The organism is Kitasatospora sp. NRRL B-11411, from assembly GCF_000721345.1.
Taxonomy (GTDB): domain Bacteria; phylum Actinomycetota; class Actinomycetes; order Streptomycetales; family Streptomycetaceae; genus Kitasatospora; species Kitasatospora cineracea.
On sequence record NZ_JOGH01000059.1, the window covers coordinates 1 to 6,630 of the forward strand.

Below are 6,630 nucleotides of genomic sequence, written 5' to 3' on the forward strand. Positions count from 1 at the left end.
GGTCGGGGCCGGGGTGGCGGGGGCGGGGGTGAGGAAGTCGGGGGCGTACGACCCGGCGGGCGGGATCAGTTCGGCGAGCCAGCCGCGGTCGAGCCCGGCGGCGGCCGTGCGGGGGCGCACCTGGTCGAGCCAGCGCCGGTGGACCCGGTCCGCGGTGCCCGAGCGCAGCAGCCGGAAGCTGCTGACGACCTGCCACATCGGCGAGACGGCGAACCGGATCCGGGCCAGGTCGCCCGCCGGGAGGGCCAGTTCGGCCATCGCGGCCCCCGTTCCTCGAGGATTCGGGCATCCCCGAATCGGTGGCCGCCACTGTAGCGGCCCGCCGATCATTCCCGGCATGACCTCGCAGACCATCACCGCCGCGGCGGCGGGCAGTTGGACCCTGGGCGACCTGACGGTGCGCCGGATCGGCTTCGGCGCGATGCGCCTGGCCCAGACCGGCCCGGCGCTGGTGCCCGGCGCCGTCCCGCGCGACCGGGCGCAGGCGCTCGGCGTGCTGCGCCGGGCCGTCGAGCTCGGCGTGAACCACATCGACACCGCCGCCTTCTACTTCTCGCCGCTGCGCTCGGCCAACGAGCTGATCAACCGCGCGCTGGCGCCCTACCCCGAGGACCTGGTGATCGCGACCAAGGTCGGGCAGCCGCGCGACCCGTCGGGGGCGTGGCTGCCGCACGCCGGGCCGGACCGGCTGCGCGGGCTGGTGGAGGAGAACCTGCGCCAGCTCGGCCGCGACCACCTGGACCTGGTGAACCTCCGGGTCGTGGGCGCGGGCCCGATCGCCGAGCGGTTCGGCGCGCTGGCCGAGCTGCGGACGGCCGGGCTGGTCCGGCACCTGGGCCTGTCCAACGTCCTGCCGCACCACCTGGCCGAGGCGCAGGCCATCGCGCCCGTGGTGTGCGTGCAGAACATGTACGGCCTCGGGGTCCGGCCCGAGCAGGACGCGTTCGTCGGGCTCTGCCGGGCGCGGGGCGTCGCCTTCGTGCCGTTCTACGCGATCGCCGCCGACGGCCGGCAGCACGGGGCGGCCGGGCAGCGGGAGCACCCGGCGGTCGTCGAAGTGGCCCGTGCGCACGGGGTCTCCCCCGCGCAGGTCCGGATCGCCTGGACGCTGCACCGCGGCCCGCACGTGCTGGCCATCCCCGGCACCGGGGACCCCGCCCACCTCGCCGCCAACGTCGCGGCGGGCGCGCTGCGGCTGTCCGCGGCCGAACTCGACCGACTCGACGCGCTGCACCGAGCCGGTGCCGGGGCCGGGGCCGGGAGCGAGAGTTGAGGGACGGGAGCCCGGGCTGGGGGACGACGGTGCGCCGCCCCGCGGCGCCGGTGTCGGGTCCGGCGGGGCGGGGCGGCGGGTCGGGGGTGCGGGTGGGTCAGGACAGCGGGGTGGCGGCGAGCCAGGAGGTGTCCTCGCTCCAACTGGCGGCGCTGTCCCAGGTGTTGCCGCCGACGCCGTCACCGGCGACGTAGCCGGTGTAGGCGTAGTGGCGGATGAAGCGGTTGGGGTAGTTGGCGGACTGGAAGGAGAAGCCCTGCCCGCTGTGGCCGGCCTGCGGGCAGAAGGTCGCGTCCTGGTTGAACAGGGCGGTGCCGTCACCGGCCGCGGTGTGCAGTTGGAAGCCGTAGTGGCGCAGGTACTGGCCGGGGGCGGCGGCCGATTCGAAGGTCAGGCAGGCGCTGTTGGCGAGGCCGGAGCGGACGATCCAGGTGGCGTCGGTGCGGTCGGCGGCGGAGCTGGCGGAGCTGAGCGGGGAGATCGCCACGGTGCCGTCGGCGTTGTGCCGCAGGTAGTCGCCGGTGCAGCAGGCGGTGGTGGCCTTCAGCGAGACCCGGGAGCCGACCGTCAGGTTGCTCGAAGTGACGGCCGCGGTCTGGTAGTTGACGGCGTTGAGGTTGGCCTGCACGGCGTTGTCGGTGGCGTCGGTGGGGTAGCCGGAGGTCATGACGCCCTCGTAGAAGGTGCCGCTGGAGGACTTGCTGTTGTCGCCGCCGATGCCGAGGATGATCGCGCCCTCCTTGTGCATCGGGTTGTAGCCGGAGACGTTCGGGCGGACGCCGTTGTAGTACGTGGACAGGCCGCCGGACTGGGCGTTGCCGGCCTTGATCGCCCACAGGTTGGGGGCGCCCTTGACCATGGCGGTCAGGAAGCGGTGGCTGACGCTCGGGTCGTTGGCGTTGTAGCCCGCGTTGACGCCGGAGAACAGGCCGTTCTCCAGGTCGGCCATCACCCAGGGGCCCTTGCCGGTGCCGGAGCCCCAGATGGTGCTGTCGCCGAAGTAGATGGCCTCCATGTGGCCGTTGCCGGTGTCGAGGTTGTTGGTCTCGGCGTTGCCGTAGTCGAAGCAGCAGCCGCCGCCGAAGTGGGTGCCGTCGAGGACGGCGTACATGCCTTCGGGCTGGTCGCCAGTGGCGATGCCGTTGGTCTTGTTGTTGCGGTAGCCGGTGCCGGCGGCCACGTAGACGCCGTACGCCTTGTGCCCGGCGACGGTGACGGGGGCGGCGGTGGCCGGGGCGAGGTTGTCGGGGCCGCCCGCGGCGCCGCCGGCGGGGGCCTGGGTGAGGCTGTTGCCGCGGCCGGACTGGTCGTAGATGACGGTGATGACGCAGGTGGTGCCGGCGCAGAAGGAGTCCTGGGCGGCGGCGTTCGCGTAGCCGCCGGTGCTCAGGACGCCGATGTCCCTGGTCGCGCCGTCGGAGGCCCGGCGGACCTGGTAGAGCGCGCCGCCGTACCCGCCGTACAGGGCCCGGGTGGTGGAGTGGGCCGCCACGCAGGGCGTTCCGCCGGAGGCGTAGAGGTCGCACGGGCCCTGGGTGGCGGCCTGGGAGGCCGTCTCGGTGCCGGCGATCAGCGCGGCGGTCAGGGCCGTGGTGGCGCCGACCGCGAGCAGGGTGCGCCGGGCGCGGCGCAGCCAGGTGTGGACGGTCAAGGGTGGGCTCCTCGCTGGTGGGTGGGGGTGCGGGGCGGGCTGGGCCCGGGCGGCCGCCCTGATTGTTAGCGCTAACAATTCGCCCTAGACGAACCCCGAAGCCGGTTGGGGCAGTGGGGAGTTCGGCTCATCGGCGGCCGGGCATCACTCTGGAGGCTCGTCCTGACCCCGTCAAGGCCCTCGGCCGGATTCGCCCCCGTCCGCGGCGGATCGGCACGACGGTGGCGCAGCACCCTTGCCCCGCCGGTTGTTATCGCTCACAATGCCCGGGCCCCGGCCGTCCGGCCCCTTCCCCTCGCAGGGGGGCGGGGCCGGACGACCGGGGCCGGAGAGGGACGAGGGCTCAGCGGGCACGGGCTCGGCGGGCGCGGGCTCAGCGGGTGGCGGCGAGGGCCTCGGCGACGGTGGCGGACAGCGGGGTGGTGGGACGGCCGATCAGGCGGGCCAGGTCGCCGCTGCCGCCGGCCAGCAGGCCGCGGGCGATGCCGGAGACGTCGACGTCGACCAGGATCTCGGCGAGCTGCGGGGGCAGACCCGCGCCGGTGAGCACACCGAGGTTGGCCTCGGCCGGCAGCTCGTGGTGGGCGACCTCGCGGCCGCTCTGCCGGGACAGTTCGGCGGCGTACTCCTCGAGCGTCCAGGCGGTGTCGCCGCTGAGCTCGTAGATCCGGTTCGCGTGGCCCTCGCCGGTCAGCGCCTCGGCCGCGGCGGCGGCGTAGTCGGCCCGGGTCGCGGTGCCGATCCGGCCGCCGGCGGTGCTGCCGGCCACGCCGTGCTCCAGCTGGACGGGGATCAGCGCGGTGTAGTTCTCGGTGTACCAGCCGTTGCGCAGGAAGGTGTACGGCAGGCCGGAGTCGAGGATCAGCTGCTCGGTGGCCTTGTGCTCGTCCGCGAGCCGGAAGTCGGCGTCCGGTCCGCCGAGCACTCCGGTGTAGACCAGGCGGGCGGCGCCGGCGGCCTTGGCGGCCTCGATCACGGCGGTGTGCTGGGCGGTCCGGCGGCCGACCTCGCTGCCGGAGATCAGCAGCACGGTGTCGCCGGGGCGGATCGCGGCGGCCAGCGTCTGCGGCCGGTCGTAGTCGGCCTCCCGCAGTTCGACGCCGCGGGCGGCCAGGTCGGCGGCCCGGCCCCGGTCGCGGACGGCGGCGGCGACCTCGGCGGCCGGGACGCGGGCCAGCAGGGCGTCGATGACGAGGCGGCCCAGCTGACCGGTGGCTCCGGTGACGACGATGCTCATGGTGATGCTGCTCCTGGGGTGGGACGACGGCTTCCGCACCCACCGTAGGAAAGTCACTAACCAATCGGAAGTACCCACTTCCGGGTAAGCTACTTCCATGAACCTCAGGGTGAAGGAACTGACCGGCGGCCTCCTGCCGGACGTCAACTCGGAGTCCTGCGCCTCCCGAGGCGTCCTGGAGCACGTCACCAGCCGCTGGGCGGTGCTGGTGCTGGCGGTCCTGCTGGACGGCACCCACCGGTTCAGCGAGCTGCGCCGCGCGGTGGGCGGGGTGAGCGAGAAGATGCTCGCCCAGACCCTGCAGACCCTGGAGCAGGACGGCCTGGTCCTGCGGGAGGCGTACGCCGTCATCCCGCCGCGCGTCGACTACTCGCTGACGCCGCTCGGCGAGGAGGCCGCCCAGCACGTCTGGACGCTGGCCCGCTGGGCCGAGTCGCGCGTCCCGGAGGTGCTGGCGGCCCGGGCGGCGCACGCCGAGCAGGCGGCGCAGGCCCAGCGGGCGCCGCAGGCCGAGCGGGCGAAGAGCGCCCGCTGAGGGGTCGTCACTCCCCCGGCGCCGCCCGCCCCGGCGCGGCATGCCCCGGCACAGTGCGCTCCGGCACGGCGGGCCCCGGCGCGGTGCGCAGGAAGCGGTGCAGCGAGGCGGCGGTCGCGGCGACGAACGCGTCCCGCTGCGGCTGCGGGACGACGTCCAGCGACAGGTACGGGTTGAGGTCCTCCAGCTCCACCAGCAGGAGCTCGCCCGTCGCGGTGCGGCAGGCGTCGACCCGCTGGATGCCGTGATCGAGGGTGTTCCAGTCGATGAAGCGGCGGGCGAAGTCCAGGTCCGGCCCGGTCGGCCGGTAGGGCGTCAGCTCCCAGCGGCGGGCCGGGTCGGGGGCGTGCAGGGCGTACTGGAAGGCGTGGTCGACGAAGTAGAACGAGACCTCGTAGCGGAAGTCGATCAGCGGCTGGACCAGCATGCCGTCCAGGGACGGTCGCGTGGACGGGTCGGTCAGCTGCGCGCGGTCGAGCACGGACAGGCCGATCGAGTCGGCGCCGGCCTTGGGCTTGACCACGTACCGCTCGGCCGGCGGCAGCAGGTGGAGGTCGGCCGGGCGGTCGACGGTGGGGATGACCGGGTGGCCGGCCGCGGTCAGTTCGAGCAGGTAGTCCTTGCCGGCCATGTCGCCGCGGCCGGTCAGCGGGTTGTAGACCCGGGTGCCGCGTTCGGCGGCCCGGCGGCGGAAGGCGTCGAACTGCTCGCGGTAGTGCAGCACCGGGCCGCTGTTGCGGACCACGACCGCGTCGAAGCCGTCCATCAGCGCGGCCGCGTCCCGCGGGTGGCACAGCGCCAGGTCGAACTCCTCGCGCAGCCGCGAGGTCAGGAAGATGTCCTCGTCGCAGTACCGGCGCCCCTGCGCCGGGTAGGCGAGGTCGGTGACGAACAGGATCCCGGAACGCTCACGCACGCTGCCGTCCTCTCCCGGTGGGCGAGCGGCCACTCTACGCGGCCCGTCCCGGCCGCCGGCAGGGGCCCGGCGGTGCGAGCCGCGCCCCCGGCGGCGGGGTGGGGACACGGGTCGCGGCGGGGCGTACGGCGGGCGCACGGGGGCACGGCGGGTGCGGGAGGGGCGCAGGGGGTCGCGGGGAGGGCGCCGGGGTGGGCCGGGAGCAGGTCGGGCGGTAGTGGGGCGGATCGGGACGGATCGGGCGTCCGGTGATCGCGTACGGGCGGAAACGGGCATCACGGCATATGACTGGGGCTTTTTCGCATTCGCTCATCTGAATGATTACGCGACGGTAACGGAGCGATCACCGATAGCGGCCTCGGCCCGTCCAATGACGTGATAGGAATAGATATGTTTTTCGGGGGTAGTCGTGCGCCGGCGGATGTCATATACGCCGGGTTGTGCGCCGGGCGGATTTCGGGTGTCCATGATCGGGGTGCTGTCACCCCCGGATCGTGAGACGCTCGAAACCCGGAACGGGGAACACCGGAACGATCCGCACGGGGGCGGTGGCGGGCGGTCCGACGAAAGGGGTCCGGGGGTGGTCCGACAGGGGCGCCGAACGGGCTCGGAACAGCAACCGACACAAGGCGATGCAAGGGGTGGGCAACGTGAGCAATCCTTTTGACGACGAATCCGGACGCTTCCTGGTGCTGGTGAACCCGGAGGCGCAGTACTCGCTCTGGCCTGCGCACATCGACGTTCCGGGCGGCTGGGAGCAGGTGGGCGCCGAGGGGTCGCGGCAGGAGTGCACGGACCTGATCGACCGGGTCTGGACCGACATGCGCCCGGCCTCCCTGGTGGCAGCCATGGAGTCCGACACCGACTGACGCTTGATCAGATCATCTGATTTAAAGGATTGCCGGCGCGGGCCGGACGGCACGTTCCTCGGCCCGTCGGCAATCCCCTTCATTCAGTGGGAATTCACCCCGCGGACGCCCCTGGGCCGGCCGCGCGGTCGGCCGTTCCCGCGGCCGTT

Annotated in this window: 6 protein-coding genes and 1 pseudogene; 3 read left to right on the forward strand and 4 right to left on the reverse strand. The window is 73.7% G+C overall.

Annotation, left to right across the window (positions count from 1 at the left end; translation table 11 throughout):
* Positions 1-258 (reverse strand): annotated as a pseudogene (locus IH44_RS0124085) (transcriptional regulator); the annotation flags it as partial.
* Positions 259-337: 79 nt separating this feature from the next.
* On the opposite strand from IH44_RS0124085, the gene IH44_RS0124090 reads away from it, so the two are divergent.
* The gene (locus IH44_RS0124090; RefSeq protein WP_030461788.1) at positions 338-1,273 is read left to right on the forward strand and encodes an aldo/keto reductase; all 936 of its coding nucleotides are present in this window, start codon (positions 338-340) and stop codon (positions 1,271-1,273) included.
* A 97-nt stretch (positions 1,274-1,370) separates the two neighbouring features.
* On the opposite strand, the gene IH44_RS0124095 is transcribed toward IH44_RS0124090, so the two are convergent.
* Both IH44_RS0124095 and IH44_RS0124100 read right to left on the reverse strand, forming a co-directional pair.
* The gene (locus tag IH44_RS0124095) at positions 1,371-2,924 is read right to left on the reverse strand and encodes an alpha-L-arabinofuranosidase B (RefSeq protein WP_030461789.1); all 1,554 of its coding nucleotides are present in this window, start codon (positions 2,922-2,924) and stop codon (positions 1,371-1,373) included.
* A gap of 373 nt (positions 2,925-3,297) precedes the next feature.
* A complete protein-coding gene (locus tag IH44_RS0124100; protein WP_030461790.1) occupies positions 3,298-4,161 on the reverse strand; it encodes an NAD(P)H-binding protein in 864 nt (287 codons plus the stop codon).
* Positions 4,162-4,258: 97 nt separating this feature from the next.
* On the opposite strand from IH44_RS0124100, the gene IH44_RS0124105 reads away from it, so the two are divergent.
* Entirely contained in the window at positions 4,259-4,696 is a 438-nt protein-coding gene (locus IH44_RS0124105; protein WP_035956224.1) for a helix-turn-helix domain-containing protein, read from the forward strand.
* Positions 4,697-4,703: 7 nt separating this feature from the next.
* Here the strand turns inward: IH44_RS0124105 and IH44_RS0124110 are convergent, their stop codons facing one another.
* Positions 4,704-5,612 (reverse strand): hypothetical protein, encoded by a 909-nt coding sequence (locus IH44_RS0124110; protein ID WP_232795060.1) that lies wholly within the window; start codon positions 5,610-5,612, stop codon positions 4,704-4,706.
* Between the two features lie 650 nt (positions 5,613-6,262).
* Here IH44_RS0124110 and IH44_RS0124115 point away from each other — a divergent pair.
* Positions 6,263-6,481: an MbtH family protein gene (locus tag IH44_RS0124115; RefSeq protein WP_030461793.1), complete on the forward strand. Its 219-nt coding sequence runs from the start codon at positions 6,263-6,265 to the stop codon at positions 6,479-6,481.
* The last annotated feature ends 149 nt before the right edge of the window (positions 6,482-6,630 follow it).

What these genes read in the sequence shown, in the direction of transcription:
- IH44_RS0124090 (WP_030461788.1), top strand. Translation starts at nt 338, where the DNA reads ATGACCTCGCAGACCATCACCGCCGCGGCGGCGGGCAGTTGGACCCTG.
- IH44_RS0124100 (WP_030461790.1), bottom strand. Translation starts at nt 4,161, where the DNA reads ATGAGCATCGTCGTCACCGGAGCCACCGGTCAGCTGGGCCGCCTCGTC.
- IH44_RS0124105 (WP_035956224.1), top strand. Translation starts at nt 4,259, where the DNA reads ATGAACCTCAGGGTGAAGGAACTGACCGGCGGCCTCCTGCCGGACGTC.